Raw genomic sequence first — 25,587 nt, 5'->3', positions numbered from 1 at the left:
ATGACTCAGGAACTCAGGGCAGCCGTCGCGGGCGCCGGGATCGGCTCGGGCCCGATCGTCGCGATCCGCTGCGGGCCCGGGGCGTTCTCCGCAAGAAACCGATTCAGCCCGTCCAGCGTCACCGCGTCGATCTGCTCGCCAATCTCCTCCAACGACCGGGCCGCACCCAGCACCACGTGATCCGAAGCCAGCGCCGCCGCACGAGCTCCGGTCGATTCACCCGACATCACGACACGCGCCTTCATGCCGGTCTTGGCCCGCGCGAACTCCCCGGCCTCGACCCCCTCATGAACCCGCACCAGCTCCTGGCTGAGCACCTCCATCGTCTCGGGGGCACGCTCGGGAGTCGTCCCTGCGTAGGCAAGCACCGCACCGAAATCTCGCGATCCCGCATAACTGGCATACACCGAGTAACACAGACCACGCTTCTCGCGAACCTCCGTAAACAGCCGGGCCGACATCCCGCCCGACAACGTGGCCACCGCCAGCCGCTGCGACCAGCTATCCGGATGACCCTCGGGCACGGCCTCCAGACCGATAGCGATATGAACCTGCGCCGTCTCCTCCCGGCTGTGATGCGCCTGCGGATCGGGTGCAGCGGTGATCGGCGTCGGCTCCGCGCCGCCCTGCCAATCGGCCGTCAATCCCTCGATCTGAGCCAGCAACGCCTCCGGCTCGATCTTCCCCGCCACCGCCAGGACCGCACCATCCGGCAAACAACGGCTCGACCAAAAGGCCCGCAAATCATCGGGCGTGATCGCTTCAAGATCCTCACGCCGCCCGTGCGGCGAACGACCCAACGGCTCCGGGAACTGCAGACGCCTCAGCTCAAGCATCACCCGATGCTGCGGATCATCCTTCAAACCATCGATCGTCTGGATCGCCAGCTGCCGGCTGGGTTCCAGCTCAGCCTCATCGAGATTGGGACGGAGCACCATGTCCAGCACCGGCGGGATCGCCTCAGACAGCCGATCCGCGACCACCGTCGCCCCGACACGCATCTGACGGATCGAGGCACTCGTGCTCCGCTGGACGCCTAAACGGTCGAGCATGGCCACGTGCTCACGGCTCGACAAACCGCCCGCCCCCCGGCAGATCATCTCCGTCAACAGCCCCGCGACCCCCTGCCGGTCTTCGGGTTCTGCGGCGATCCCCGCGGGAACCAGCAGCGTCAAAGCCGCCGACTCCACACCGGTCATCGGTTCAAAAATCACGGTCAACCCGTTGGCAAGCCTGTGCGTCTGAATATGCGACATGACAGGACTATAACCAGCCCGACGCCAGCATTTGTCTGTTAACACACATCGCCTGAGATCAGAGGCACGGCTCCGAGTGTCGCTCAGAAGCCCTGCCCAGATCATTAACAAAGACCACAACGCTTGCAACGCCCAGCCTGCCCATCCATCCGGTACAACCGTCCCGATGGCACACACCCTCGAACAGCTCAACCAGCAGATCACCGCCTGCCGCCAATGCCCCCGCCTCGTGACCTACCTGGACCAGGTCGGCATCCAGAAACGAGCCGCCTATCGGGACGACGCCTATTGGTCGAAACCCGTTCCCAACCTCATCGCCGCCAATCCCGCCAGCGCCAGCCTGCTCGTGGTCGGCCTCGCACCCGGCGCGCACGGAGCCAACCGCACCGGCCGGATGTTCACCGGTGACCGCTCCGGCGACTTCCTCTTCCGAGCCATGCACCAGGCGGGGCTCGCCTCCCAGCCAGAGTCAACCGACCTCAACGACGGCCTCATCCTCCACCACTGCGTCATCACCGCCGCCGGCCACTGCGCCCCACCCGGTAACAAACCCACCCGCGAAGAACTCGCCAACTGCCGCCCCTTCCTCAGCCACACCATCGACGCCATGCCCAACCTCAGAGCCGTGGTCACCCTCGGCAAGATCGCCCACGACGCCTTCCTGCAGGAAGCCATCGATCGCACCTGGCTTGAACGCAAACGCGACGCCCCCTTCAAACACGCCGCGATCCATGCTCTCGACAACAACGGACCGGTTGTGTTAGCCAGCTATCACCCGAGCCAGCAGAACACCTTCACCGGCCGGCTGACCCACGACATGCTCCTCGCCGTCTTCGTAAACGCCAGACGTCACGCTCTGGAAAACCTTTAGCACGCTGCCGGCCAGCCCCCCCCGGCCGCCAAGGCCACGAGACCGCTTCTAGCTACCCACCAGAAAACAACCAATTTCGTTCATATCGTTCAAACAATCGCTTTATCTCGCGGTATTTCAGAGATTTAGCCCTGTTTGTGTCTGGGAACAACCCGCAGACTGATATCTTCAGATTCAGCGTCGTGTCCGACGCAGGTTGGGTCCACGGCGCTTCCTCTGAAAGGGGGCCGATATGAGCATGGCACAAGACCTCAGTTCACAACTCTTCCAGGAACCGGTGCTCACCGCCGAAGAAGCCCTCGATCTGGCCGCGGTCATGGAGCGCTGCTCCACCCACGCCCAACAGCCCGAACAACTGATCCACGAACTCGCCACCGCGGTCCTGGAGGCCACCGGCGGCGTGCTCGCCACGCTCAGCCTCGTCGCGCTCGGACAGATGGGGCCCAGCCGCGTCGTCCAGCACACCCTCGCCGGCGAAGACCCCATGCCCGCCCAGGCCAAACGCATGGCCCAGGACCTCGGCACCCTCACCCGGCACCCGCTCTTCCCCGGTCTGCGCTCCAGCCGCCGACCCGTCGTCGCCCTCCACGCCGATCGCGACTTCGCCGACGCCTGGCATCGGCAGGATTACCGGCGTGACCTGCTCACCTCCATCGGCCTAGCCGACTGCGCCGTCGGTTGGGTCCGCAGCCGCGATCGCAGCATGCTCCTCTTTGCCGGAACGTATGGCGCAGCCGACGGCCCCTCGCTCCGACAGGGATCCTCCACCTGCCTCCGGCTGCTCCTCGCCAGCTTCGGCGGGCTCATGGTCGAACAACTCGAATCCCCCATGGATGAACGCATCCAGAGCCTCACACCCAGGCAACAGGAAGTGCTCGGTATGCTCCTCGACGGCCTCTGCGAAAAAGAAGTCGCCGCCGCCATCGAAGTCAGCCCCCACACCGTCCACAACCACGTCAAACGACTGCACGAACAGTTCCAGGTCAACTCTCGCGCCGAACTGCTGAGCCTCTTCATCCAGAAGCCGGCCAGCCTGGTGGGACTCAACGCCTACCACATGGCCAGCACCCCGGCCTTCCAGCCCGCCTGGCTGTCAGGCCGCCGTCTCTAAGCCCGGCCTGACCCGGAACGCACCCTGTTTTCGCAGCCAGCAAGCAAGGCTTATGCTGTCAAACGCATGAGCCCCCCCACCTTCCCATCAACTTTCGGGAGCAACCCATGATCCGCAGCAGCAACCCAGCCTTCGGCGACACCGCCATGGACCGGATCCGCAGCCAAGCCGACGACGTCCTCCGCTCACCCTCCGAGCCCTCGCCCGAAGCACCCACCGCCCGCTCGACCGAAACCATGACCATCATGGGCGCGTCCCTCAAGACACTCTCGATGTTCGGCCTCGTCATGATCGCCGCCAGCGTGACCTGGAACATGGCCATGGCCGGATCGGCCAGCGCCAACCTCTGGACCTTCGGCGGCGCCATCGGCGCGCTCATCGTCGGCATCACCACCTGCTTCATGCCCCGCTTCGCACCCGTGACAGCGCCCATCTACGCCATCCTTCAGGGCCTCTTCCTGGGCGGTATCTCAGCCTTCTACGAAGTGGCTTTCTCGCAACAGGCACAAAACTACGATCTGGGGCAGAGCATCGTCTTCCAGGCAGTGATGCTGACGGTCGCCGTGGCCGCAACCATGGCCGCACTCTACGCCTTCCGCATCATCCGTGTGACCGCAGCACTACGAGCCGTTATCACCACCGCCGTCGGCGCGATCATGGTCGTCTACCTGATTGCCTTCGCGATGCGCCTCTTCGGCGGAGAAATGCCCTTCCTTCACGAAAGCACCCCCATCGGTATCGGCATCAGCGTTGTGATCGTCGGCGTCGCCGCCTTCAGTCTCCTCCTCGACTTCGACTTCATCGAGCGCGGCGCCGCAGAAGGAATGCCCAAGTGGGCCGAGTGGTACGCCGCCTTCGGCCTCATGGTCACGCTGATCTGGCTCTACCTCGAGATCCTCCGCCTGCTCGGCAAGCTCCGAAGCCGCTAGAGCCGATCAGCCGTCGAACGCCTCGAAGTGCGCCTGCTGCAGCGGCTCAGCAACTTCGAGAATGTCGTGCAGGATCCCCGCCGGCGAGCCCAGCGAATCGATCCTCACAATCTGGTCGTCGTCGTAATGACTCAGCACCGGCGCGGTCTCCGCCTCGTAAACACTCCACCGGCGACGAATCACCTTCTCGTCGGCGTCGTCGTGCCGGTTGTCCTTCAACGCCCGCTTCCGCAGCCGCGCGAACATCTCCTTCTCATCCTCACACACCAGGTGGATCACCTTCAGCACCTCGATGTGCTCGTCCATCAGCTTGGCCTGCTCCAGCGTCCGGGGAATGCCATCAAGCACCAGCAAGTCGAAGTGCGGCTTGAACTGACTCAGCACCGTGTGCGCCTTGATCACCTTGGCCCACATCTTCACCGTGATCTCGTCCGGCACCAGCGAGCCCCGCGACGAGTACTCATAAAACACCTTGCCCAGATCGGAATGGACATCGATCGAACGGAACACATCGCCACACGAGCAGTGATAGAAACCGGGAATCCGACCCAGAATCGCGCCCTGAGTGCCTTTGCCGGCCCCGGGAGCCCCGAAAAGAAGCATGGTCTTGTAGCGCGACATGTGATGCTGAGCCTTCCTGCAATCGCAACTCTGAGGAGCCGCGGGTCTGGTGTTCGGATCGGAGAGACCTAATCTAACGAGACTGACACAATCGATCGACCCCAGCCGCCGGAAAGTCACCGCAGCCCTTATTGGGGCGGTTGAATGGGCACTAAATCGGTACTAGTATTGCATCGATAACACAACAGACCGGTAGCCCGTGAACCACCCATGCTTAGCCTGACCAAAAAGTCCGATTACGCACTCGTTGCCCTCTCCTACCTCGGCCTGCGCTGGCACGACCAGAGCGGCCCCGCCAGCGCCCGCCAGGTCGCCTCAGCGTTCGAGCTGCCCTTGGCCCTGCTGATGAACGTCTTTAAGGACCTCGCCTCCGCCGGCATCGTCGCCTCCACCCGAGGAGCCCGAGGCGGCTACGAGCTCGCCCGCGAGCCCGCCGCCATCAACCTTCTCGAAGTCTTCGTCGCCCTCGAAGGCCCCATCCACCTCGTCGATTGCTGCCGCAAGGAAGACCCCGAAACCGCCCCCTGCCGCATCAGCAACGCATGCCCCGTCCAGGGCCCCATGCGCACCCTCGACAAACGGCTCCAGGGCTTCTTCCAGAGCGTCTCCCTCCAGGACCTCATCGAACCCGAGCACACGACAGCCGTCGAAAGCGAACTCGTGACCCTCAGCGCCACGAGTTCTTCCAAACAACCCCACGCCAGCGATTAGCAGGCGTAGGATCCATCAACCGAGAAACCAAACCCTAAACACCGCTTGAACAGGAAAGACAGGCAACCCAAAACCATGAGCGTCAAACTCCCCATCTACATGGACCACAACGCCACGACCCCGATGGACCCCCGCGTCCTCGAGGCCATGATGCCCTACTTCACCGAGCACTTCGGCAACGCCTCCAGCCGAAACCACAGCTTCGGCTGGGCCGCCGAAGACGGCGTCGACAAGGCACGACACCAGGTCGCCAGCCTCATCGGCGCCAATCCCAAGGAAATCATCTGGACCTCCGGCGCCACCGAGTCCAACAACCTTGCCATCAAAGGCGTCGCCGAGATGTACGCCTCCAAAGGCAAGCACATCATCTCAGCCGTCCACGAGCACAAGGCCGTCCTCGACCCCTGCAAACGCCTCCAGCGTGAAGGCTACGACGTCACCTTCCTCGAACCCAACGAAGACGGCGTCATCTACGCCGAACAGGTCCGCGAAGCCATCCGCGAAGACACCATCCTCGTCTCGGTCATGTGGGCCAACAACGAGGTCGGCACCGTCAACGAAATCCCCGAAATGGGCGCGATCTGTAAAGAAAAGGGCATCCTCCTCCACACCGACGCCACCCAGTGGGTCGGCAAGATGCCCACCGACGTCGAAGCCGCAGGCATCGACCTCCTCTCCGCCACCGCCCACAAGATGTACGGCCCCAAGGGCGCCGGCTTCCTCTACGTCCGACGCCGCAAGCCACGCGTCCGCCTCGCCCCGCTCATCGATGGCGGCGGCCACGAACGAGGCATGCGCTCCGGCACCCTCAACGTCACCGGCATCGTCGGACTCGGTGCCGCCTGCGAGATCTGCCAGAACGAGATGGAAGACGAAGCCAAACGGCTCTCCGCCCTCCGCGACCGCCTGGTCGACGGCATCACCAGCCGACTCGATACCGCCGTCCTCAACGGCCACAAGACCCGTCGGCTCCCCCACACCGCCAACATCAGCTTCCCCTACGTCGAAGGCGAGTCGCTGATGATGGCCGTCAAGGAAATCGCCGTCAGCTCCGGCTCGGCCTGCACCTCAGCGTCCCTCGAGCCCAGCTACGTCCTCAAGGCCCTCGGAGCCGGCGACGAACTCGCCCACAGCTCCATCCGCTTCGGACTAGGACGCTTCAACACCGAAGAAGAAGTCGACTACGTCATCGAGAAGATGGTCAAGAGCGTCGACCACCTCCTCGCCATGAGCCCCCTCTACGACATGGTCAAGGAAGGCATCGACCTCTCCACCGTCCAGTGGGGCGCCCACTAACCAACCAACGACCCATTGGAATGAACACCGGGACCACCAGCGTTAAACCCAGGAAAAGATAAAGAAGAAGGAGCCAAACCATGGCCTACAGCGAAAAAGTCATCGACCACTACGAGCACCCCCGCAACGTCGGATCGCTCGACAAAGACAAGAAAACCGTCGGCACCGGCGTCGTCGGAGCCCCCGAGTGTGGCGACGTGATGCGCCTCCAGATCGAGGTCAACCCGGACACCGGCGTCATCGAAGACGCCAAGTTCAAGACCTTCGGCTGCGGTTCCGCCATCGCCTCCTCCTCCCTCGCCACCGAGTGGCTCAAGGGCAAGACCGTCCACGAGGCCGAGCAGATCAAGAACACCCAGATCGTCGAAGAGCTCAGCCTCCCGCCGGTCAAGATCCACTGCTCCGTCCTCGCCGAGGACGCCATCCGGGCCGCCATCCACGACTACGAGGAAAAAAACGGCCTGGCCCACGATCACGACCATGACCACGAGGAAGCCAAGGCCCCCGCCTCGGCTTGACACTCACCCGTTTAGGGTATAATCCGGCAGTTGAGTCTGAAGATCAGGCTCAAGACCCCCGATCCAACCAGAGCCCGATCCGTACACCGGGGCTCACACCCAGAAGACCGACCGGCGACGCCGGCTTGATAAGGACAGACAGAGATGGCAGTGACGATCAGCGAAACCGCAGCCCGTGAGATCAAGACGATCATCGATCAGCAGGAACTCGACGCCGAAAAGGTCCGGCTCCGCGTCGGCGTCAAAGGCGGTGGCTGCTCCGGCTTCTCCTACCTCCTCGACCTCACCGAGTCCCAACGCGACACCGACGAGGTCTTCGAACAGCACGGCGTCAAGGTCGTCTGCGACCCCAAGTCCTACCTCTACCTCAACGGCGTCTCCATCGACTTCAAAGACGAAGTCATGGGCCGAGGCTTCGTCTTCAACAACCCCAACGCCACGAGCTCCTGCGGTTGTGGGTCCAGCTTCTCGGCCTGATCCAGAGCAACAACCAAGCCCCACGAACCCCGCCACCTCGGCGGGGTTTTTAATTGATTATGACTGAATCGATGACGCAGCATGCGAAAGTCGATCCTCAAAATTTCTTTCTAGGGGCGCAAGCACCAACTCCGCCAGCAGGAGCGCATAAAAAACACCCAATAGACTGTGTGCGACTGCTAAGGCAACAGACCCGGCCTCAGTAAGGTGGCTTAGGACAGCAATCATGCCTGTGACCGACCACAGTACACCGCCAATCCAGGCACCTCTCCGTGCGCTGCAGAAAACCCTCTGTGCGTAAACCAGCTCATCATGCTCGATCTGGTGCTTACCCCCAAGACAGGCATATGTAGAGCGAAAGACCGAAGAAAACTTATGGTGTGATGCAGCGTAGATCACGACGAATACGAGCAAGTAAATGATAGTTGGCAGATCAACATACATCCCGATATCACCGCTAAGCGATATCCAGAACGATATCAGTAACAACAATCCCCCCCAGAACGCCCATCGCATTACCATGTCAAACTCCTTATCTCAACGCAATCAACTGCCATCCCTGATCCATCATTGCTTGTCTGAATACTCACTCGCACGCTCCAACCACCCCTCCCCCTCCCCAACCGTCCGCAACCGCACCAACTCCACCCCCGCCGACCGCCCCTCCAACGCCGCCACCAACGCCGGCCGCCCCGTCCGCTCGAAATCCCACGCGTACCTCAGAAACTCCAGGTCAAAACTCTCCCGACACCCCGCCGCCATGTCCGGCCGCCCCCGCCAACGACCCGTCACCTGACGCTTCAATACCCGCCACCGATACACCCGCGCCGGATAATCCAGCCACACCACCGTGTCCGCCCGCGCCAGCCGTATCCCCAGCGTCGCCGCAAAGTTCCCGTCGATCACCCACCGCTCCCCCGCCACCACCGGCTCCAGCAACCCAGCCAGCTCCTCGTTCGACCGCTCCACCCAACCCGGTTTCCAGAACAACGTGTCGATATGACACACCGGCAGCCCCAGCCGCGCCCCCAGCCGACGCGCCATCACACTCTTCCCCGCCCCGCAAGGACCAACCACGCAGAATCGCTTCATCTAGGTCATCATAAAGAAGTGACCAACCCAATAGACCAAAGCAACGCGGGGGGGTACGCCTCCCGTGCCGGCGCCAAACTCCACGCCGCCCTCCATCACTTCCAGATTGATGTCAGCCACCTCGCCTGCGCCGACCTCGGCTGCTCCACCGGCGGGTTCACCGACTGCCTCCTCCAACACGGAGCCAGCCGCGTCTACGCCGTCGACACCGCCTACGGCGAGCTCGCCTGGAAACTCCGTCAGGACGAGCGCGTCACCGTTCTCGAACGAACCAACGCCCTCCACCTCGACCCCAACAACGACCCGAGAAAAGCGCTCACCGAGTTCCCAGGCGTCAACTTCGTCTGCATCGACCTCGGCTGGACCAAACAAGCCAAGGCCTTCCCCGCCGCCATCCGCTGGCTCAAGCACGACAACGACCACCCCAACGGCACCATCATCACCCTCATCAAACCCCACTACGAGACAGGCGAACACCACCTTGAAGACCACCACGCCGAACAGATCTCAACCGAGGTCGCCGAGTCGCTGACCCAGCCCCACATCACCCTGCTCGGCCTCATCCCCTCGCCCATCCGAGGCGGCAAAGGCAAAAATCTCGAGTTCCTCGCCGCCTACCGACTCAAAACCCCCGCCTAAACACTCGCTCCCCCGAGTCCTTCCCCGTGCCTCGTTCAATCCAACTTATGATGCACCCGGCCTGTCAGCGACACGAGGAATCACCATGCCCCCCGAATCAAAGATCAAGCCCGGCAACCCACGGGTCGCAGCCTTCCCCCAGAACGTCCACCAGCTCATCGATACCCTCGCTCACGTCACCGCCAGCGAAGGCGCAGGCCTCCTCGTCCTCGAAGCCCCCGCCGACGCAGCCAAGGCCCTCCAGACCATCAACCCCTCCGTCGCCACACCCATCCTCGCCTCACTCAGCCCCAACGACCTCGACGCCATTGCCCGCGCCGCTCCCGATCCCGTCGCCAAACAGTGGCGGCTGAATCTGACCTTCGACGAAGGCACCGTCGGCCGCGTGATGCGCCCCGCCATCGCCATCTTCAAAGAAGGCACCGCCATCGCCGAGGCCCTCGCCAAACTCCAGGACCTCGTCAAAGAGTTCTTCATCACCTACGCCTACGTCGTCGACGAACACGACAAACTCACGGGCGTCGTCACCATGCGCGAGCTCCTCTTCGCCGACCACGCCGCCGACGTCACCAGCATCATGATCCGCAAGCCCTTCAAGGTCGAAGCCAGCCACAAGCTCTCCGACCTCCTCGACGAGCTGGTCAAGATGCACCTGCCCGTCTACCCCGTCGTCTCCGACGAAGGCGTCCTCCTAGGCGAAGTCCGCGGCCAGGCCATGTTCGAAAACCAGAAGGTCGCCATCTCCGCCCAGTTCGGCTCGACCGTCGGCGTCGGCAAAGAAGAAAAACTCACCACCAGCCTGATGACCAGCCTCCGACTCCGCCACCCCTGGCTGCAGGTCAACCTCCTCACCGCCTTCATCGCCGGGGCCGTCGTCGGTTTGTTCGAAGAAACCATCGCACAGGTCGTTGTCCTCGCCGCCTTCCTCCCGGTTCTCGCCGGTCAGGCCGGCAACACCGGCGCCCAGGCCCTCGCCGTCGTCGTTCGCGCGATCACGCTAGGCGATCTCAAACCCGGCATGACCCTCCAGGTCCTCCGCAAAGAGATGATCCTCGGCATGTTCAACGGCCTGCTTGTCGGCATCATCGCCGGACTCGTGATGCTCGGTTACGCCATCATCGCCGGCGCCGAACAGAGCCCCATCGTCCTCGCACTCGTCGTCCTTGGTGCGATGATCGGCAGCTGCCTGCTCAGCGGGCTCAGCGGCGCCCTCATCCCCATCATGCTCAAACGCCTGGGCGTCGACCCCGCCACCGCCTCCTCCATCTTCCTAACTACCTGCACCGACATCGCCGCCCTCGGACTCCTCCTCTTCCTCGCCGCCATGTTCGTGGTCTGACACAACGCCTGCTGAGCTCAGTCATTCGCCGTCGGCCGGTCGCCAACCTTCGCCGCCATCCGCGCGAAACCGATCCACGCAACCACCGCCAATACCAGCGAGATCAGAAAGTACCAGCCCCCCAAACCCGCAAAGCCGGGAAACGCCAACCCCATCGGCAGCTCGATCGTCGACCAGCCCGTGTAAAGCAGAATCCCAATAAACGGCGCGGTCGCCCCACGCACACCCGTCAGCGTCACGTGAATCCCCATGTAAATCGACACCAGCCGCCGATCCGCAAAATCGTTGTGCCCCAGATTCCACGCCAGCATCCCGCCCGCACGCACACACCCGATCACCACCCGCGCTAACGCGATCAACCCCAGCGACCCCAACACCGCACCCAGTAGGCTCAACGACTGCGCCGCCGTCCAGAACCACCCCTGCCTCGCCCGATATCGCGCGATGTGCACCGAATCCAGATACCGCGCCCAGTAAGGCATCGTCACCACGGCCAGAATCATCGGGATCGACGTCGACAACAACACCGACAACACATACTCAGACGACATCCCCGCCGTCATCTCAGCGATCACATACACAATCACCGCCTCGGACGACATCATCGACAGCCCCGCGATGAACTGCCAGAACATATACACCCGAAACGCCGGATCATTCCGCAGCACCGACCAGAACGTGTCATCCCGCTTCGCCGTCTCCGGCGTAAACTCATAAACCGCCGCCGTCTCACCCTTCGGCTGAGGCTCCGAGTCCTCCCGGTTCTCATAGTCCAGCAGCGCACGCTCGCCCCTCAGCCTCACCCTCGAAAACGCCACCACCCCCGCAACCGCCAGCACCGCCGCCGCCGGATACAGCACACGAAAGTTGTCCGCATCCGCATCCAGAAACGCATACCCCACCATCGGCGCCGTCGCCATCACCAGACTCACCAGCACCGACAGCCTCCCCGTCACCTGCGCCCGAACATGCCGCGGATAGTTGTTCCGCCACACAACACTCCGAAGCGTCACTACCCCCGCCATCAGACACCGCGCCGCGATCACTAGCACCGTCAACCCCAACGCCCCCGCCGTACCGACCGGCAGAAACGCAATCGCAGCAATACACAACAGCGTCGCGATCATCATCCCCGTGATGAAACGCACCTTCGGCTTGCCCCGAGCCAGCATCGCCCACCCCACGCTCGTCAGATTCGCAAACATCGGCGCCGCCTGAATCGCCGCGAACACCAGCGACGGCGCATCAAACGTCTTCTTCGCCAGAATCCCCACCACACCCCCCTCCACCATCGACACCGCGATCGGCAGCGTCATCGACGTCATCAACTCACGCGAATAACTCGGCCGCGTCATCAGCGGCTGAGCCGTCGGCACAAAACCCGTGAGGTAAGAACGCATCAGCTAACCCGCCATCATGGAAAGCCCGAACCGGCTTGTCGAACCGCCAGCCCCGCTCTCTGGTATCCTCAATCAGTCTTATACCTGTACTAGAAGACTTCACCGGAGGTTTCAGCCGTGCATCTCAAAAAGACCCTCGCCGCCCTCGCCATGTGTCTCGCCCTCCCGCTGGGCTGCTCCAGCCCTTCCGCCGTCGAATCCGAAGCCGAGGCCCAGCCCGTGAACGACGCCCTCGCCACGCTCGAAGTCCCCGAAGTCCCACGCGAGTTCCGCGCCGTCTGGATCGCCACCGTCGCCAACATCGACTGGCCCTCCGAACCCGGCCTCCCCGTCGCCCAGCAGAAGGCCGAACTCCTCGAACAGTTCGACCTCTTCGCCGACCTCAACATGAACGCCATCATCCTCCAGGTGCGGCCCCACGCCGACGCCCTCTACGCCTCGCGCTACGAGCCCTGGTCCTACTACCTCACCGGCGAGCAGGGCAAAGCCCCCGAGCCCTTCTACGACCCCCTCGCCTTCGCCATCGAAGAAGCCCACAAACGCGGGCTCGAACTCCACGCCTGGTTCAACCCCTACCGCGCCGACCACCCCGCCCATCGCGGCGAAATCTCCGACGACCACATCGTCGCCACCCACCCCCACCTAGCGCCCGAATACGGCAGCCACCGCTGGATGAACCCCGCCGAAGAAGAAGTCAAGCAGCGCTCCCTCAACGTCTTCATGGACGTCGCCACCCGCTACGACGTCGACGGCATCCACATCGATGACTACTTCTATCCGTATCAAATCCGGGATGACGAAGGCAACATCGTCGACTTCCCCGATGCCGACAGCTACGCCGCCTACCAAGCCGCAGGCGGCACACTCTCCATCGCCGACTACCGCCGCGCCGCCGTCGACGACTTCATCGAACGCTTCTACACCCAACTCAAGGAAGTGGCCCCCAAGGTCCGTTTCGGCATCAGCCCCTTCGGCATCTGGAAGCCCGGTTACCCCGAACAGATCCAGGGCTTCAACCAGTACGAAGGCCTCTACGCCGACGCCCGCAAGTGGATCGTCGAAGGCTGGGTCGACTACTACACCCCGCAACTCTACTGGGAGATCGCCAAGCCCCAGCAGTCCTTCCCCGCCCTGCTCACCTGGTGGACCCAGCAGAACCCCAAAGGCCGCAACATCTGGCCCGGCCTCGGCACCTACAAAACCGAACGCCAGTACGACGACAACGAGATCGTCTACCAGATCCAATGGATCCGGCACATCGATGGAGCCGACGGCCACGTCCACTTCTCCGCCAAGTCCGTCATCAACAACCTCGGCGGGTTCCAGGACAAAGCCCGCACCGGCGTCTACGCCAAGCCCGCCCTCGTCCCGCCCAGCCCCTGGCTCTCCGACGGCTCGAAGCCCGAAGCTCCCAGCGTCCGCGTTGTCGGCATCAACCGACATGGCGCCCGCCTCCTCGCCTCCGGCAACTCACTCCGCGACATGCGCGTCTGGGCCGTTCAGATCAAACGAAACGGCGTCTGGGACTACGAGATCTACTCCGCCAAAGACCGCTCCGTTGTCATGCCCCTCCCAGGCGAACCCATGCAGGGCGCCGACCACGGCGTCGAAGCCATCGTCGCCTTCACCGTCGACGAACTCGGCATCGCCAGCGACAAAGTCATCCTCGAACTGCCCGAGTAACCCACACAACGTAAAACGAGCCAATGTAAAACGAGCCCCGGGCGGAAGCCCGGGGGCAACGGATCCAACCCATGCCCGACATGCTCGTCAAACTCTACGAACTGCCCAGCAACGAACAGCTGCTACAGGATCTCCGCGCGCATGGCGTTGTGATCCGCAGAGCCAACGCCCACGAGAAGCGCCACGTCCTCCGCTTCGCCAAGGAAGAGTTCCACCCCGGCTGGGCCGATGAATGCGACGTCGCTTTCGGCCACCAACCCATCAGCTGTTTCATCGCCGTCGAGAACGAAGCGGTCATCGGCTTCGCCTGCTACGACGTGACCCGCAAAGGCTTCTTCGGCCCCACCGCCGTCCTCGACACCGCCCAGGGCCGCGGCATCGGGAAGGCACTGCTCCTCGCCGCCCTCAAAGCCCTCTGGGACGAAGGCCACGCCTACGCCATCATCGGCGGCGCAGGCCCCACCGGCTTCTACGAAAAACACTGCAACGCAACCGTCATCCCAGACTCCTCCCCAGGCGTCTACGGCAACAAGATCCGCAGCGAACTCGACCCACCAACGCCTTAACCCAAGCGTACACATCTCGGGTGCCACACAACGAAAACGAGCCCCGGGCGGAAGCCCGGGGGCATCGGTCCCGAGCTGCCGGGTGCCACACCTTGTCCCGAAGGGCAAGGTGTGAAACTCTCTCATCAACCAAACAGCCTATCGAGCCGCGTCGTGTCAACGCGGCTGTGCCAAAGGCCAAAGGTTGATCCCAAGTTGGCAGTGCCCCTACCGCCGATCCACCAACAACTCCACCGCCGCCGCGTCCGTGATCTCCAGCGTGTGCTCGCCCGCATAGAAGAACCGGCTCTCAACGACCTCCCATGTCTCGCCGTTGTGCGCGATCACCCGGTACTGACCCGGATCGGTCACGGTCACCGTCCACACATTCAGGTCATCCGCGTGAGCCTCCGCCACGACCGGCGCCGGGCGCCAGCTCATCCCGAGCTTCGGATGCGGAGAGTGCCCCTGATTCGCCACATCATAAAAACCCGTGAGCTCTTGCTCGTACACATCCAGCACACCCCGGCTAAACCAGTGCACATGCCCGCCGGTCATCGTCTCCCTCGGCAGGTTGATCTTCTGAACCATCTCCGGCCAGGTCGTGTCAGCACCCTCGCCCACCACACGGATGCCCGAGATCAGGTCACGCAATCGATCCGGCCCCGCCGCGTCCATCTGCGCCGGCCAGTCACGGGCATACGTCTCGTAGTTGAACCGATAGACCTGCGGGATGTACTCATCCATCCACCCACGTCGCGACCAGGTCTTCCAGTCGCAGCTGTAGTTCGTCAGGCTCCAGTCGTAGATCGCCGGGCTCACCGACACGATCAGATGCGGACGCTTCTCTTTCAGTTCCTTGTAGAACCGCTCGGCAAAATCGCCCACCTTCTCCGCACGCCAACGAATCCAGTCCGGGTCCCGAGGATCGGCAGGCGGTTCCGCCCCCTTGTGCTCCAGCTTGTACTGCGCCACCGTGTACGGGTCGTAACCCATCGTCACCGGCCAGGCGATCCGGTCGTCCAGCTGCACGCCATCCAGGTCGTACTTGTCCACCGCCTCCAGCATGATCCCCATCAGAAAATCACGCGCCTCCGGATGCAACGGGTTCATCCACACAAACGGATTCTGATCCGACACCAGTTCGCCATCGATCGTCGTCGTCAGCCATTCCGGCTTCATCCGTCGCAGGTGGTTGTCCGTGTCCTTGAAGGCCGCCATGAAGCCATACTCAAACCAGGCGATGTAAATCAGCTGATTCCGATGCGCCTCGATCAGCGTCTCCTGCAACAGATCCCGCCCCTCATCCCGATACCGCTCAGGCGGGTCGCTCGGGTCCATCGGCACCAGCGCCGGCCGACGATCCACCCCGATCGTCTCGTACAGCACCTCCGACGGAAACTGCGTGTAACCGTTCTTCCAAGTCTCGACATACACCGTGTTGAGCCCGATCGACCGCAGCCGCTTCATGCTCTCCGCCGTCTTCGCAGGGCTCGCGATCGCATCGTTCGCCGTCGTCGTCATCCACGTCCCCCGAACCTCTGGCTCGGCCTGCTGCCCCAGAGCCGGCAAGGCCAGAAAACAGGTCGCGGCCAGCATCAAGATCGTTCGCATATCAGTCTCCGACGAAAGAACAAGTGAAAAGGATCGCTAAGCTGAAGCGGGTAGAGTGTACCCAAGGTCTTATGAAAGACCCAGACCCAATCCCGGAGATGACACCATGCACCGCCAACGCCTTCAGGCCCGCTGGCAAGCCCTCCTGATCTGCACCGTCACCCTCGGCCTAGCGCTCGCCGCCTGCCGAACCCAGCCCGAGCCCCCACCCGCCGCCGAACTGCCGCCCGAGCCGCCCAGGTTCGGCGAGCCCGGCTGGGAACCCGACACCCTCGAAGCCGCCATGGCCCGACTCGACAACCGCGAAGACTGGACGCCCGATGGAGAACACCTCCACTTCCCCAAACACCCAGGCGAGAAATACCTCGAGGGCATGGTCATCGTCCTCGACCCCGGCCACGGCGGCGCCGCAGCATGGGAAGGCTACAAACGAGGACCCACCGGCGTCCGCGAAGCCGAAATGAACCTCCGCACCGCCCACCTCCTCCGAAAACTCCTCGAAGACGCCGGCGTCATCGTCCACCTCACCCGTGAAGCCGAAACCTCCGACATCGCCGACGACACCATGACACCCCGAGGCTCCACCCTCCGCCTCCGCGCCGAAATGGCCAACAACATCGAACGACCCGACGGCACCACCGGCGCCGACCTCTTCATCTCGATCCATTACAACGCCAGCAGCCGAGAGACCGCGAACTACACCTCCATCTGGTACCACGGCGACACCGACAGCGCCGAAGTCGAACTCGACATCGCCCGCCACATCGCCTTCAACACCTTCCGCACCATGCGCACCAGCGAGGTCGGCCTCACCTCCCCCCTCCTCTCCGATCAGCTCATGTACTCGGCCGGCTTCGGCGTCCTCAAACACACCCGCGTCCCCGCCATCCTCCTCGAACTCTCCTTCTTCTCACACCCCGTCGAAGAACAACGGCTCCGAGACCCCCACTACAACCTCAAAGCCGCCTACGGCATCTACCTCGGACTCGTCGACTACGCCTACGGCGGACGCCCCACCCAAACCACACCCGAGGCCACCATCGAAGACACCGAAATGGTCATCACCACCACTCTCGACGACGGCATGCCCGACTGGTGGGGCTCCGACCGTCAACGAATCGTCTCCTCCACCATCCAACTCACCCTCGATGGCGTCACCATCCCCCACACCTTCGACCCCCAAACCCACCTCCTCACCGCCCGCGTCGCCCTCCCCGAAAACGACGCCCAACCCCGACGCCTCACCGTCCACCACGCCAACTACCACAAACACCACAACTACCCCCAGCGCTACGCCATCGAACTCAACACCGACGACACCCAAACCGCCGCCACCGTCAACCCCATCGGCCGCCCCCGCTACAACAACGACCTCGGCCGCATCGACTGATCAACATGACCACACCCCCTCGCAACAACATCCAGCCCGACGCTCCCTGGCTCAATCTCCCACAGGTCGCCCTGCCCGTCGAACTCGAACCCGCCGACACCAACATCGACGACGTCGTCAACCTCCCCGAAGGCTCCGCCCTCACCCTCGCCCGCATCGAACCCGAAACCGGCCGCCTCATCACCACACGCTGGCGCAACACCGGCCGCCTCGGCTTCTACCCCGCCTCCACCATCAAGTGGGCCACCGTTGCCCTCACCCTCCAACTCATCGACAAGCACGGCTGGACCCTCGACACCGTCATCGAACTAGGCGACGACCCCGGCATCACCCTCCGCCGACTGATGAGCTCCACCATCATCCTCTCCAGCAACACCGGCTTCTGCACCCTCCACGAACTCGTCGGAACCCGCGAAACCCACGAGGCCATGCAAAGCTGGGGCTTTCACGACAGCATCGTCCGACGCCACTTCAAACGCCCCGTCTACACCCACAGCCGCGAGGTCCGTGCCCACACCAACGGCCAGCTCGTCACCACGCTCCCCGAGCGTCCCAGCTACACCGCAGAACTGTCTGACGACCCCACCCGCCCCGGCCCCGTCGCCCCCGCTTCCAACCGCTACACCACCGACGACCTCGCCCGCATGGCCGCCGCCACCCTCGCCGGACCCGACATCCGCAAGACCACCCACTTCCATCACTTGACCAACTGGCTCGCCCTCACCAACCACTGCTACGTCGCCGAAGGCCTCGGCCAGGTCACCGCCTCACTACCGAGCCACCCCCCCTTCGTCGTCCTCAACAAACCCGGCTGGTGGCCCGGCTCCGGCTCCGTCCTCGAAGCCGGTTACATCCACGATGTCAGCCGCCAAACCGACTACGTCTTCGGCATCTACCACCAGGGCACCCTCGCCCAGGCCCACCGCCACACCACACAGGCCTTCGCAGCGATCTTCACGGCCATCCACAACCGCACCCTCGACCTCTAGCCGCCGCAGAACCGAACCATAAACAGCCGGGAATCGCTAGACTGGCACGGTGGCAACGGCATCCCTAAGCCCCGCCGCCAGCTAGAGGTTGTGGACCGATGAAGACGCTCCCGACAATCCTGAGATGCGCCCTGCCGATCCTCGCGCTCGCTCTCACGGGCTGTCAGACCCTTCAGAACACCCAACCCCAACCACCAAAAACTCAGGCCCACGCACAACCCGCACCAGCCCCGCAGCCACCCGAACCCCAAACAGCCTCCATCCGCGTCGAGCCCTTCGACCAACAAACCGCCGACGGCCCCATCCGCGGCTACCTCGCCTGGATCGACCTCACCGACCCCGCCCTCGACGTCTTCGTGACCAGCCCCCTCCCCGACAACCACCCCGGCAACCCCGCCGCCGAGGCCACCAACATCCCCACCAACCAGTGGGCCATCGACCACAACGCCATCCTCGCCGTCAATGCCAACTTCTACGGCTTCCTGCCCGAAGGCGGAACCAACCTCATCGGCCTCTCACTCTCCGACGGCAACATCGTCTCCCCCCCACGAACCACCCACGCCGGTCCCGACCCCGCCATCGCCTTCACACCAGACAACACCCCCAAAGTCGGACGCATCGGACCCGATGACCTGCCCCGCTTCGAAGACGCCGTCGCAGGCGTAGGCGGATCCGAAACCGCCGCCGATCAACTCGGCACCCTCCTCGTCGAAGACGGCCTCAACACCGGCCTGACCGCACGCGTCCAACCTACCCGACGACACCCACGCACCGCCGCCGGCATCGACGCCAACGCCAAAACCCTCATCCTCGCCGTCATCGACGGCCGCAGAGAAGGCTGGTCCATAGGCGTCACCCTCCCCGAACTCGCCGACATCATGCTAGAAGCCGGCGCCCACGCCGCCATCAACCTCGACGGCGGCGGCTCCTCCTCCTTCTACTTCGACCGAGCCGCATGGACCGGCTCCAAAGAGCCCCCCATCACCAACCTCCCCAGCGACGCCAAAGGCTGGCGGCCCGTCGCCAACCACCTCGGCATCCGCATCAGAACCAACCAAACAGAAGGGGGCGGACCATGACCGATGAACCCCAGCTCAGGCCCGTCAAACCCCAGCAAGGCCGGCCCCTCTACGAAACCGTCAAAGAAGCCGTCATCGCCGCCATCGACGCAGGCGTCTTCCGCGCCGGCGAACGCATCCCCTCCACCAAGGAACTCAGCCAGCAACTCTCCGTCTCCCTCGTCACCGCCCACCGAGCCCTCCAGGACCTCGTCTCCATCGGCATCCTCGACCGACGCCAGGGCCGCGGCACCTTCGTCATCGACCGCAAGGACCGACCCCGACAACTCCGACGCATGGGCGTCCTCTTCAACGAACAGGCCTCCATCGCCGACTTCTACCACTCACAGATCCTCGAAGGCATCCGCCAGCGATCCGACGACTGCCTCATCGAACCCACCATCCTCCCCTGGGGAACCCGCCAGCCGCCCAACTGCAAGGGCTTCCTCCTCATCAACCCCCAGGAAGACCAGGTCCGACGACTCTCCGAAGAACTCGACGGCAAAACCCCCCTACTCGTCATCGGAGCCAAGTCCTCCGTCTCCACCATCGCCTCCGTCGGCATCGACAACCACGACGTCAGCCGACAGGCCATCGAATATCTCCACCACCTCGGTCACCAGAAAATCGCCTACATAGGCGGGCTCAACGACCTCTCCGACACCCGCGACCGCCGCCGCGGCTTCGAAGAAGTCTGCCAGCGACTCGACATCCCCGTCCAGGACGCACACACCATCGAAGCCGACAGCTGGCGACTCTCCAACGAAGAGAAAGAACGCCTACAGGCCATGCTCAACACCGCCGACCGACCCTCCGCTATCTTCGCCGCCGGCTACTACCTCGCCCTCGATATCTACGAAGTCGCCGCACGACTCGGCCTCAACCTCCCCGAAGACCTCTCCGTCGTCGCCGTCGACGACCCACCCTCCGCCGAACACCTCTCCCCACGACTCACCACCATCCACCAGCCCCTCGTCGACCTCGGCCGCGTCGCCGTCGACACCATGGTCCGGCTCCTCGATGGCGGGGCCATGCCCACCGTCGCCGACACCGTCCTCCGAACCCACCTCATCGCCCGCGACTCCGCCGTCGCCGTCAAAGCCTGAGAAACTAAAAACCGACCCGAACACGGTTTACCCAGCTTGCCCAGACGGATGAACCGGAATCACCCACACCCCCAGCAACACCTTTCCCTCGACCCCACGCCCAGCCGGGCTATCCTTAGAGGTTGCTAAGTCCCCGCCAGCATAAGACTTGAAAGACCTCGGAATCGCCCGAATCTCACGCGATTTCTCTGGCATCAAGCCCAAGGCGCTGGTAGCTTATATAAGTCTCGGAGAGAGCTGGCACTCACCAGCACAAGATTGGATCAACGACCAAGGGCCCCAAACGCCCGACCGCTTTGAACACCATGAAACCAACCAACCCCAACAACCCCTTAGTTCCCAGGAGGCAAGAGATGAAAGCAACCCAGACAGCAACCCTGCTCGCCGCGACCCTGATCGCCGCGCCCGCATTCGGACAGATCACCTTCAACCAGCGAGCCGCCATCGAAGTCAGCGCCGCTGGCGCACTCGTTGACTCAGGCAACCCCTTCATCGGACTCGTTCCCGTCGACCCAGCCAGCTACATCGGCCGCCCGATCACCATGGCTTGGGACGGGAACCGTGCCTTCATCGCCGGTATCGAGAACGCTGGCCGCAGTGCCGCCACCGCCAACCTCGGGCTTACCGAAGTGACCAACGCCGGTTCTGCCACTGGCCTGACCGCTGGCACCTTCAGCGCACCTTTTGGCAAGGCCCAAGCCAGTGCATTCCTCGGCTTCAATGACCTGGACATTCAAGGCGACCGTCTCCTCGCCGCCTTCGAACCGGTCGGACTCTCAACGCCCTCTTTCAGCATCTGGGACATCTCTGCCGGCACACCGACACAAGTTGGCTCCGGCAGCGATGAACAGGCCGGCCGTGGCGTCGCCTTTGACCCCGGGTTCCAGGGACAGGGAGCCGGTGCTGCGTGGCTGTCCTTCGGTAGCGGCTTCGCCCTTGGCCGTGGCCTTCACGATCCCGTGACCGGCGATCTCATCGACACCCTCGTCGATGGCGTCGTTCAGGCAGGCAACCAGGACCCCGCCCAGTTCCCCGGCGACCCGCCCATCACCGATCCCGGCGACGTGTTCGAAACCAACCGCGAAATGGACTTCGGACCCAACGGCGACATCTACATCCGCCACAACAACTTCCTCGACCGTGGCGTCCGCGACTCGGCCGGCACCGTCTCCTCCGTTAGCCGAATCGACCTCAACGAGCCCCAAGGCGACTTCTTCGTCGGACAGAACCTCGAATACATGGTCTTCGGTGACGAAGCCGATATCTCCGATGACGTCATCATCTACAACTCTCGCTACCGCGACCCCAATGGCGCGAACGAGTTTGTTCCCCTGCCGCTGGGCTTCGATGACGCCGTGAAGGCCGTCGACCCCAGTGGCAACGAAGTCGATATCACCTTCAACTTCCTCGTCGATGGCGGAGCCGGTGACCTGACCCCAGGCGTACAGGACCCCATCTACGACTTCGCCTACGACCCCGCCACCCAGTCGCTCGCCATCCTCGAATTCGGCCGCGGCATCCTCCACATCTTCGACCTCGACACCGGCAACAACGGCATCGAAGGCGACTACGACGGCTCCGGCACCCTCGATGCCGCCGACATCGACCTCCTCGCCGCCGCCATCCGCGGCGCCTCCTCGGACCTCACCTTCGACACCGACGGCTCAGGAACAATCGACGCCGATGACCTCACCGAATGGGTCACGGTCCTCGCCGGCACCTTCTTCGGCGACGCCAACCTCGACGCCGCCGTCGACCTCATCGACCTCTCCGCCCTCGCCACCAACTTCGGCAACACCGCCGGATGGGCAGGCGGCAACTTCAACACCGACACCACGGTCGACCTCATCGACCTCTCACTCCTCGCCACCAACTTCGGCAGCACCGCCGCCATCCCCGAGCCCGCAGCCATCAGCCTGCTCGCCCTCGGAACCCTGGCACTCGGCCGCCGCCGCTGATCAAATCAATCGGCCTGAGCTTCCCCGAGGCGGAAACGCCTCGGGGAGCCTTCGCCCGTCACGGGCACAGACATTCCTGATCCCCTCATACACTCCCCCCAGGAGATTCGTAGATGACACAGCCACACACCCGCCAAAATCCCGGCGGATTCACACTTATCGAGTTGCTCGTCGTGATCTCGATCATCGCCCTGCTGATCGGCATCCTCCTTCCCGCACTCGGAGCCGCCAGGGAAACCGCCCGCAACATGAGCTGCCTGAGCAACGTGCGCCAACTCACCATCTCTCTGGTCACCTACTCAGTCGACAATCAGAGCAAATTCCCTCCCAACACCACTTCTCCAGCTTGGTATGACGTCGAGGTCATCGGCGGCTATCTACCCGCCTCAGAAATCGAACCCGGCGTCAACACCATTCTCGGTGGCGTCATGGCCTGCCCCTCAGACCAGGGCCCGCCCGAGCTCGGACTGCCCGTTGGACGCTCCTATACGCTCAACGCCTTTGCAGCCAGCAATGCGAGGAACATTGGCGGCATTGGGCAGGCTGCCATCGACCTCGGTATGGCATTCGATGCCAACCTGAACAACGCTTCCTCCGTCATGCTGATCTCGGAAGCATGGTCCGAGAGATTCGGATTGACGGCACAAGTTGCTGCGACAAGATCAGCCATCGGCGAAGAGATCCCGTTCATCAGCCCTACGCAACTTCTCAACGAATCTAACCGCATCCCCGGTGCCATGGGCACGCGATGGGTAGGCATCAAAAACAGCGCGGGACAGTACGAAGACTACGCACCGATCTCAGCCAGAGAAGGCTGGGGCGCTATCCGCCCGCCCACGGAACTCGACTGGACTCGCCACGGCGGAAACGAAGACCCCACCTCCGTACCCCCCAACGCTTCGATCAACAATGCGTTCGCCGATGGCCATGCCTCCAACTTCAACGCTGGCGAAATCGTTGAAAATATCAGCGATCAGTTCCCGGCCATCACCCCACGTGCCATGTGGACACCAGTCGATATGCAGATGGAAGGCAACTAAACCCCCAACCCAACATCCCCACCCTCCCCAACGGGCCGACGCCAACGCGTCGGCCCGTTATCATTCCCAAGTCTTATGGTTCTTCTGATTCACCCACCCAAAGCTGATACCTTGACCCCATGATGACCTCACTCCTCCTCGCCCAAGCCGAAGCCGCCGCCGAGGCCGGCTCCATCGCCGGACACTTCACCTGGATCGACTGGGCCGTCGTCATCGGCTACCTCGTCATCACCACCATCCTCGGCGGATACCTCGCCGGCAAACAATCATCCGTCAAGGACTTCTTCCTCGGCGGCAAGAAAATGCCCTGGTACGCCGTCTCCGGCTCATCCATCGCCACCGAAATCTCCGCCGTCACCTTCGTCGGTGCACCCGCCATCATCTACGGCGCAGGCGGCAACTTCACCTACCTCCAGCTCGGACTCGTCGGCGTCCTCATCGCCAGACTCATCGTCGCCTTCATCCTCGTACCCGCTTACTACAAACGCGAAATCTACTCCCCCTACGACTACATGGGACACCGACTCGGCGATTCCGCCAAGTGGGTCACCACCATGCTCTTCTCCCTCGGCGGCGTCCTCGGACAATCCGCCCGCGTCTACCTCACCGCCGTCATCCTCGAACTCGTGATGGCCGAACAACTCGCCCAGATCGAAGCCATCACAGGCATCGACCCCATCATCACCGCCATCGGCATCATCGGCGTTGTCGCCATCGGATGGACCATCATGGGCGGCATCGCCACCGTCATCTGGACCGACGTGATGCTCTTCATCGTCTTCGTCGTCGGCGGGCTCGTCGCCCTCTTCACTATCGTCGGAAGACTCGATGGCGGCTGGGAACAACTCATCACCGTCGCCGACGAAGCCGGCAAATGGCAACTCTGGGACTTCGAGTGGGACGCCACCAAAGAATTCACCATCTACACCGCCGCCTTCGCCTCCGTCTTCGGAAACGTCGGCGTCTACGGCACCGACCAACTGATGGCCCAACGCATCTTCTGCTGCAAAAACCAACGCGAAGCCAAGATCGCCGTCCTCGCCGCCTACGTCGGACAGGTCATCACCGCCCTCATGCTCACCGTCGGCGCCGGCCTCTACGTCTTCTACCAGCAGTTCCCCCTCACCGGCGAAGCCCTCCGCCGCGTCGAAGAAGAAGGCGACGGCATCTTCCCCATCTTCATCCTCTCCGAACTCCCCACAGGCGTCACCGGACTCATCATCGCCGGCATCTTCGCCGCCGCCATCTCCTCCCTCGACTCCATCCTCGCCGCCCTCTCACAAACCACCATGTCCGTCACCTACCTCCGCTGGCGACAAAAACAGGGACACGACATCGAAGACCACGGCGCCCAGGCCGTCTTCATCTCCCGAGCCCTCGTCATCTTCTGGGGCGTCGTCCTCTGCCTCGCCGCCTACGTCGTCAAGATCGCCCAGGACGAGTTCTCTATACCCATCCTCAGCCTCGCCCTCGGCCTCGCTTCCTACTCCACCGGCTCACTCCTCGCCGCCTTCCTCCTCGGCTTCCTACCCCTCAACAAAACCGGCTACGGCCTCGTCTTCTCCGCACCCCTCTCCGTCATGACCATCTTCGCCGTCGTCTGGCACGAACCATGGTCCATCAACACCAACATCGCCGCAGGCGTCATCCTCGTCGCCGCCTGGGTCATCGCCGCCCTCGCCGGCCAGCCCGAACGACGAACCGTCCGCCTCCTCAAAACCCCCATCGTTTTCGCCGGCGCGTTCCTGATATGGTACCTCGCCGAGTACGGCTACTTCATGATCGATGGCGAACGCGACACCGTCGCCTGGCCCTGGTGGGCCGTCATCGGCTTCTTCACCGCCTTCATCTTCGGCTACCTCCTCGCCGACCCCAAACCCGAAGACTGGGAAGAACAGCAGGCCGCAAGCGATAAACCCCACGCCAACCAGCCAGACGCCTGAA

General features: G+C 63.3%; 23 protein-coding genes. 18 read left to right on the top strand and 5 right to left on the bottom strand.

Annotated features, from left to right (window positions below):
- Positions 1 to 5 precede the first annotated feature (5 nt).
- Complete coding sequence (locus ACQZAB_RS06215) at positions 6 to 1,256, bottom strand: M16 family metallopeptidase (protein WP_428388057.1); 1,251 nt, start codon at positions 1,254 to 1,256, stop codon at positions 6 to 8.
- A gap of 166 nt (positions 1,257 to 1,422) precedes the next feature.
- Between ACQZAB_RS06215 and ACQZAB_RS06210 the strand changes: the two genes are divergently transcribed.
- The 3 genes from ACQZAB_RS06210 to ACQZAB_RS06200 all read left to right on the top strand — a co-directional run bounded on the left by ACQZAB_RS06210 (position 1,423) and on the right by ACQZAB_RS06200 (position 4,167).
- A complete protein-coding gene (locus ACQZAB_RS06210) occupies positions 1,423 to 2,127 on the top strand; it encodes a uracil-DNA glycosylase (RefSeq protein ID WP_428388055.1) in 705 nt (234 codons plus the stop codon).
- 232 nt (positions 2,128 to 2,359) lie between these two features.
- Positions 2,360 to 3,238, top strand: coding sequence for a response regulator transcription factor (locus ACQZAB_RS06205; RefSeq protein ID WP_428388053.1), 879 nt, complete (start codon positions 2,360 to 2,362; stop codon positions 3,236 to 3,238).
- Positions 3,239 to 3,345: 107 nt separating this feature from the next.
- Positions 3,346 to 4,167 carry a Bax inhibitor-1/YccA family protein gene (locus tag ACQZAB_RS06200; protein WP_428388051.1) on the top strand — a complete coding sequence of 274 codons (822 nt, stop codon included), beginning with the start codon at positions 3,346 to 3,348 and terminating at the stop codon, positions 4,165 to 4,167.
- Between the two features lie 6 nt (positions 4,168 to 4,173).
- Here ACQZAB_RS06200 and ACQZAB_RS06195 read toward each other — a convergent pair whose 3' ends face one another.
- Positions 4,174 to 4,788, bottom strand: coding sequence for an adenylate kinase family protein (locus ACQZAB_RS06195; RefSeq protein ID WP_428388049.1), 615 nt, complete (start codon positions 4,786 to 4,788; stop codon positions 4,174 to 4,176).
- A gap of 210 nt (positions 4,789 to 4,998) precedes the next feature.
- Between ACQZAB_RS06195 and ACQZAB_RS06190 the strand changes: the two genes are divergently transcribed.
- From ACQZAB_RS06190 to erpA, 4 genes are all read left to right on the top strand, one after another.
- Positions 4,999 to 5,499 (top strand): RrF2 family transcriptional regulator, encoded by a 501-nt coding sequence (locus ACQZAB_RS06190; protein ID WP_428388047.1) that lies wholly within the window; start codon positions 4,999 to 5,001, stop codon positions 5,497 to 5,499.
- A gap of 75 nt (positions 5,500 to 5,574) precedes the next feature.
- Positions 5,575 to 6,795, top strand: a complete 1,221-nt coding sequence (locus tag ACQZAB_RS06185) for an IscS subfamily cysteine desulfurase (RefSeq protein WP_428388045.1) — start codon at positions 5,575 to 5,577, stop codon at positions 6,793 to 6,795.
- Positions 6,796 to 6,875: 80 nt separating this feature from the next.
- Entirely contained in the window at positions 6,876 to 7,313 is a 438-nt protein-coding gene (gene iscU, locus ACQZAB_RS06180) for a Fe-S cluster assembly scaffold IscU (protein ID WP_428388043.1), read from the top strand.
- A 144-nt stretch (positions 7,314 to 7,457) separates the two neighbouring features.
- Positions 7,458 to 7,790 (top strand): iron-sulfur cluster insertion protein ErpA, encoded by a 333-nt coding sequence (gene erpA / locus ACQZAB_RS06175; RefSeq protein WP_428388041.1) that lies wholly within the window; start codon positions 7,458 to 7,460, stop codon positions 7,788 to 7,790.
- 567 nt (positions 7,791 to 8,357) lie between these two features.
- Here erpA and ACQZAB_RS06170 read toward each other — a convergent pair.
- Positions 8,358 to 8,882 carry a topology modulation protein gene (locus tag ACQZAB_RS06170; RefSeq protein ID WP_428388039.1) on the bottom strand — a complete coding sequence of 175 codons (525 nt, stop codon included), beginning with the start codon at positions 8,880 to 8,882 and terminating at the stop codon, positions 8,358 to 8,360.
- Positions 8,883 to 8,900: 18 nt separating this feature from the next.
- Between ACQZAB_RS06170 and ACQZAB_RS06165 the strand changes: the two genes are divergently transcribed.
- Positions 8,901 to 9,521 carry an SAM-dependent methyltransferase gene (locus ACQZAB_RS06165; RefSeq protein WP_428388037.1) on the top strand — a complete coding sequence of 207 codons (621 nt, stop codon included), beginning with the start codon at positions 8,901 to 8,903 and terminating at the stop codon, positions 9,519 to 9,521.
- Positions 9,522 to 9,606: 85 nt separating this feature from the next.
- Positions 9,607 to 10,860: a magnesium transporter gene (locus tag ACQZAB_RS06160; protein ID WP_428388035.1), complete on the top strand. Its 1,254-nt coding sequence runs from the start codon at positions 9,607 to 9,609 to the stop codon at positions 10,858 to 10,860.
- 17 nt (positions 10,861 to 10,877) lie between these two features.
- On the opposite strand, the gene ACQZAB_RS06155 is transcribed toward ACQZAB_RS06160, so the two are convergent.
- On the bottom strand, positions 10,878 to 12,260 hold the full coding sequence (locus tag ACQZAB_RS06155) for an MFS transporter (RefSeq protein ID WP_428388033.1): 1,383 nt from the start codon (positions 12,258 to 12,260) through the stop codon (positions 10,878 to 10,880).
- Between the two features lie 117 nt (positions 12,261 to 12,377).
- On the opposite strand from ACQZAB_RS06155, the gene ACQZAB_RS06150 reads away from it, so the two are divergent.
- Both ACQZAB_RS06150 and ACQZAB_RS06145 read left to right on the top strand, forming a co-directional pair.
- Entirely contained in the window at positions 12,378 to 13,943 is a 1,566-nt protein-coding gene (locus tag ACQZAB_RS06150; protein WP_428388032.1) for a glycoside hydrolase family 10 protein, read from the top strand.
- Between the two features lie 71 nt (positions 13,944 to 14,014).
- Positions 14,015 to 14,509, top strand: a complete 495-nt coding sequence (locus tag ACQZAB_RS06145; protein ID WP_428388030.1) for a GNAT family N-acetyltransferase — start codon at positions 14,015 to 14,017, stop codon at positions 14,507 to 14,509.
- Positions 14,510 to 14,716: 207 nt separating this feature from the next.
- On the opposite strand, the gene ACQZAB_RS06140 is transcribed toward ACQZAB_RS06145, so the two are convergent.
- Positions 14,717 to 16,102 carry a glycoside hydrolase family 10 protein gene (locus ACQZAB_RS06140; protein WP_428388029.1) on the bottom strand — a complete coding sequence of 462 codons (1,386 nt, stop codon included), beginning with the start codon at positions 16,100 to 16,102 and terminating at the stop codon, positions 14,717 to 14,719.
- 106 nt (positions 16,103 to 16,208) lie between these two features.
- On the opposite strand from ACQZAB_RS06140, the gene ACQZAB_RS06135 reads away from it, so the two are divergent.
- From ACQZAB_RS06135 to ACQZAB_RS06105, 7 genes are all read left to right on the top strand, one after another.
- Complete coding sequence (locus tag ACQZAB_RS06135) at positions 16,209 to 17,492, top strand: N-acetylmuramoyl-L-alanine amidase family protein (RefSeq protein ID WP_428388027.1); 1,284 nt, start codon at positions 16,209 to 16,211, stop codon at positions 17,490 to 17,492.
- 5 nt (positions 17,493 to 17,497) lie between these two features.
- Positions 17,498 to 18,481, top strand: coding sequence for a serine hydrolase (locus ACQZAB_RS06130; protein ID WP_428388025.1), 984 nt, complete (start codon positions 17,498 to 17,500; stop codon positions 18,479 to 18,481).
- Between the two features lie 98 nt (positions 18,482 to 18,579).
- Entirely contained in the window at positions 18,580 to 19,560 is a 981-nt protein-coding gene (locus ACQZAB_RS06125) for a phosphodiester glycosidase family protein (RefSeq protein WP_428388023.1), read from the top strand.
- Positions 19,557 to 20,645, top strand: a complete 1,089-nt coding sequence (locus ACQZAB_RS06120) for a substrate-binding domain-containing protein (protein ID WP_428388021.1) — start codon at positions 19,557 to 19,559, stop codon at positions 20,643 to 20,645. Before ACQZAB_RS06125 ends, ACQZAB_RS06120 begins: the two co-directional genes overlap by 4 nt.
- 353 nt (positions 20,646 to 20,998) lie before the next feature.
- Entirely contained in the window at positions 20,999 to 22,603 is a 1,605-nt protein-coding gene (locus ACQZAB_RS06115; protein WP_428388020.1) for a hypothetical protein, read from the top strand.
- A 113-nt stretch (positions 22,604 to 22,716) separates the two neighbouring features.
- Positions 22,717 to 23,643 (top strand): type II secretion system protein, encoded by a 927-nt coding sequence (locus ACQZAB_RS06110; protein WP_428388018.1) that lies wholly within the window; start codon positions 22,717 to 22,719, stop codon positions 23,641 to 23,643.
- A gap of 119 nt (positions 23,644 to 23,762) precedes the next feature.
- Positions 23,763 to 25,586 (top strand): sodium:solute symporter family transporter, encoded by a 1,824-nt coding sequence (locus ACQZAB_RS06105; RefSeq protein WP_428388017.1) that lies wholly within the window; start codon positions 23,763 to 23,765, stop codon positions 25,584 to 25,586.
- The last annotated feature ends 1 nt before the right edge of the window (position 25,587 follow it).

This window comes from Mucisphaera sp. (assembly GCF_965279675.1).
Lineage (GTDB): Bacteria > Planctomycetota > Phycisphaerae > Phycisphaerales > Phycisphaeraceae > Mucisphaera.
Note: the sequence above shows the minus strand (reverse complement) of the source record. Positions and strands in the feature narration are given on the sequence as shown.

Coding starts and splice junctions, on each gene's coding strand:
- ACQZAB_RS06215 (WP_428388057.1), bottom strand. CDS start 1,256: ATGTCGCATATTCAGACGCACAGGCTTGCCAACGGGTTGACCGTGATT.
- ACQZAB_RS06210 (WP_428388055.1), top strand. CDS start 1,423: ATGGCACACACCCTCGAACAGCTCAACCAGCAGATCACCGCCTGCCGC.
- ACQZAB_RS06205 (WP_428388053.1), top strand. CDS start 2,360: ATGAGCATGGCACAAGACCTCAGTTCACAACTCTTCCAGGAACCGGTG.
- ACQZAB_RS06200 (WP_428388051.1), top strand. CDS start 3,346: ATGATCCGCAGCAGCAACCCAGCCTTCGGCGACACCGCCATGGACCGG.
- ACQZAB_RS06195 (WP_428388049.1), bottom strand. CDS start 4,788: ATGTCGCGCTACAAGACCATGCTTCTTTTCGGGGCTCCCGGGGCCGGC.
- ACQZAB_RS06190 (WP_428388047.1), top strand. CDS start 4,999: ATGCTTAGCCTGACCAAAAAGTCCGATTACGCACTCGTTGCCCTCTCC.
- ACQZAB_RS06185 (WP_428388045.1), top strand. CDS start 5,575: ATGAGCGTCAAACTCCCCATCTACATGGACCACAACGCCACGACCCCG.
- iscU (WP_428388043.1), top strand. CDS start 6,876: ATGGCCTACAGCGAAAAAGTCATCGACCACTACGAGCACCCCCGCAAC.
- erpA (WP_428388041.1), top strand. CDS start 7,458: ATGGCAGTGACGATCAGCGAAACCGCAGCCCGTGAGATCAAGACGATC.
- ACQZAB_RS06170 (WP_428388039.1), bottom strand. CDS start 8,882: ATGAAGCGATTCTGCGTGGTTGGTCCTTGCGGGGCGGGGAAGAGTGTG.
- ACQZAB_RS06160 (WP_428388035.1), top strand. CDS start 9,607: ATGCCCCCCGAATCAAAGATCAAGCCCGGCAACCCACGGGTCGCAGCC.
- ACQZAB_RS06155 (WP_428388033.1), bottom strand. CDS start 12,260: ATGCGTTCTTACCTCACGGGTTTTGTGCCGACGGCTCAGCCGCTGATG.
- ACQZAB_RS06145 (WP_428388030.1), top strand. CDS start 14,015: ATGCCCGACATGCTCGTCAAACTCTACGAACTGCCCAGCAACGAACAG.
- ACQZAB_RS06140 (WP_428388029.1), bottom strand. CDS start 16,102: ATGCGAACGATCTTGATGCTGGCCGCGACCTGTTTTCTGGCCTTGCCG.
- ACQZAB_RS06135 (WP_428388027.1), top strand. CDS start 16,209: ATGCACCGCCAACGCCTTCAGGCCCGCTGGCAAGCCCTCCTGATCTGC.
- ACQZAB_RS06130 (WP_428388025.1), top strand. CDS start 17,498: ATGACCACACCCCCTCGCAACAACATCCAGCCCGACGCTCCCTGGCTC.
- ACQZAB_RS06125 (WP_428388023.1), top strand. CDS start 18,580: ATGAAGACGCTCCCGACAATCCTGAGATGCGCCCTGCCGATCCTCGCG.
- ACQZAB_RS06120 (WP_428388021.1), top strand. CDS start 19,557: ATGACCGATGAACCCCAGCTCAGGCCCGTCAAACCCCAGCAAGGCCGG.
- ACQZAB_RS06115 (WP_428388020.1), top strand. CDS start 20,999: ATGAAAGCAACCCAGACAGCAACCCTGCTCGCCGCGACCCTGATCGCC.
- ACQZAB_RS06110 (WP_428388018.1), top strand. CDS start 22,717: ATGACACAGCCACACACCCGCCAAAATCCCGGCGGATTCACACTTATC.
- ACQZAB_RS06105 (WP_428388017.1), top strand. CDS start 23,763: ATGATGACCTCACTCCTCCTCGCCCAAGCCGAAGCCGCCGCCGAGGCC.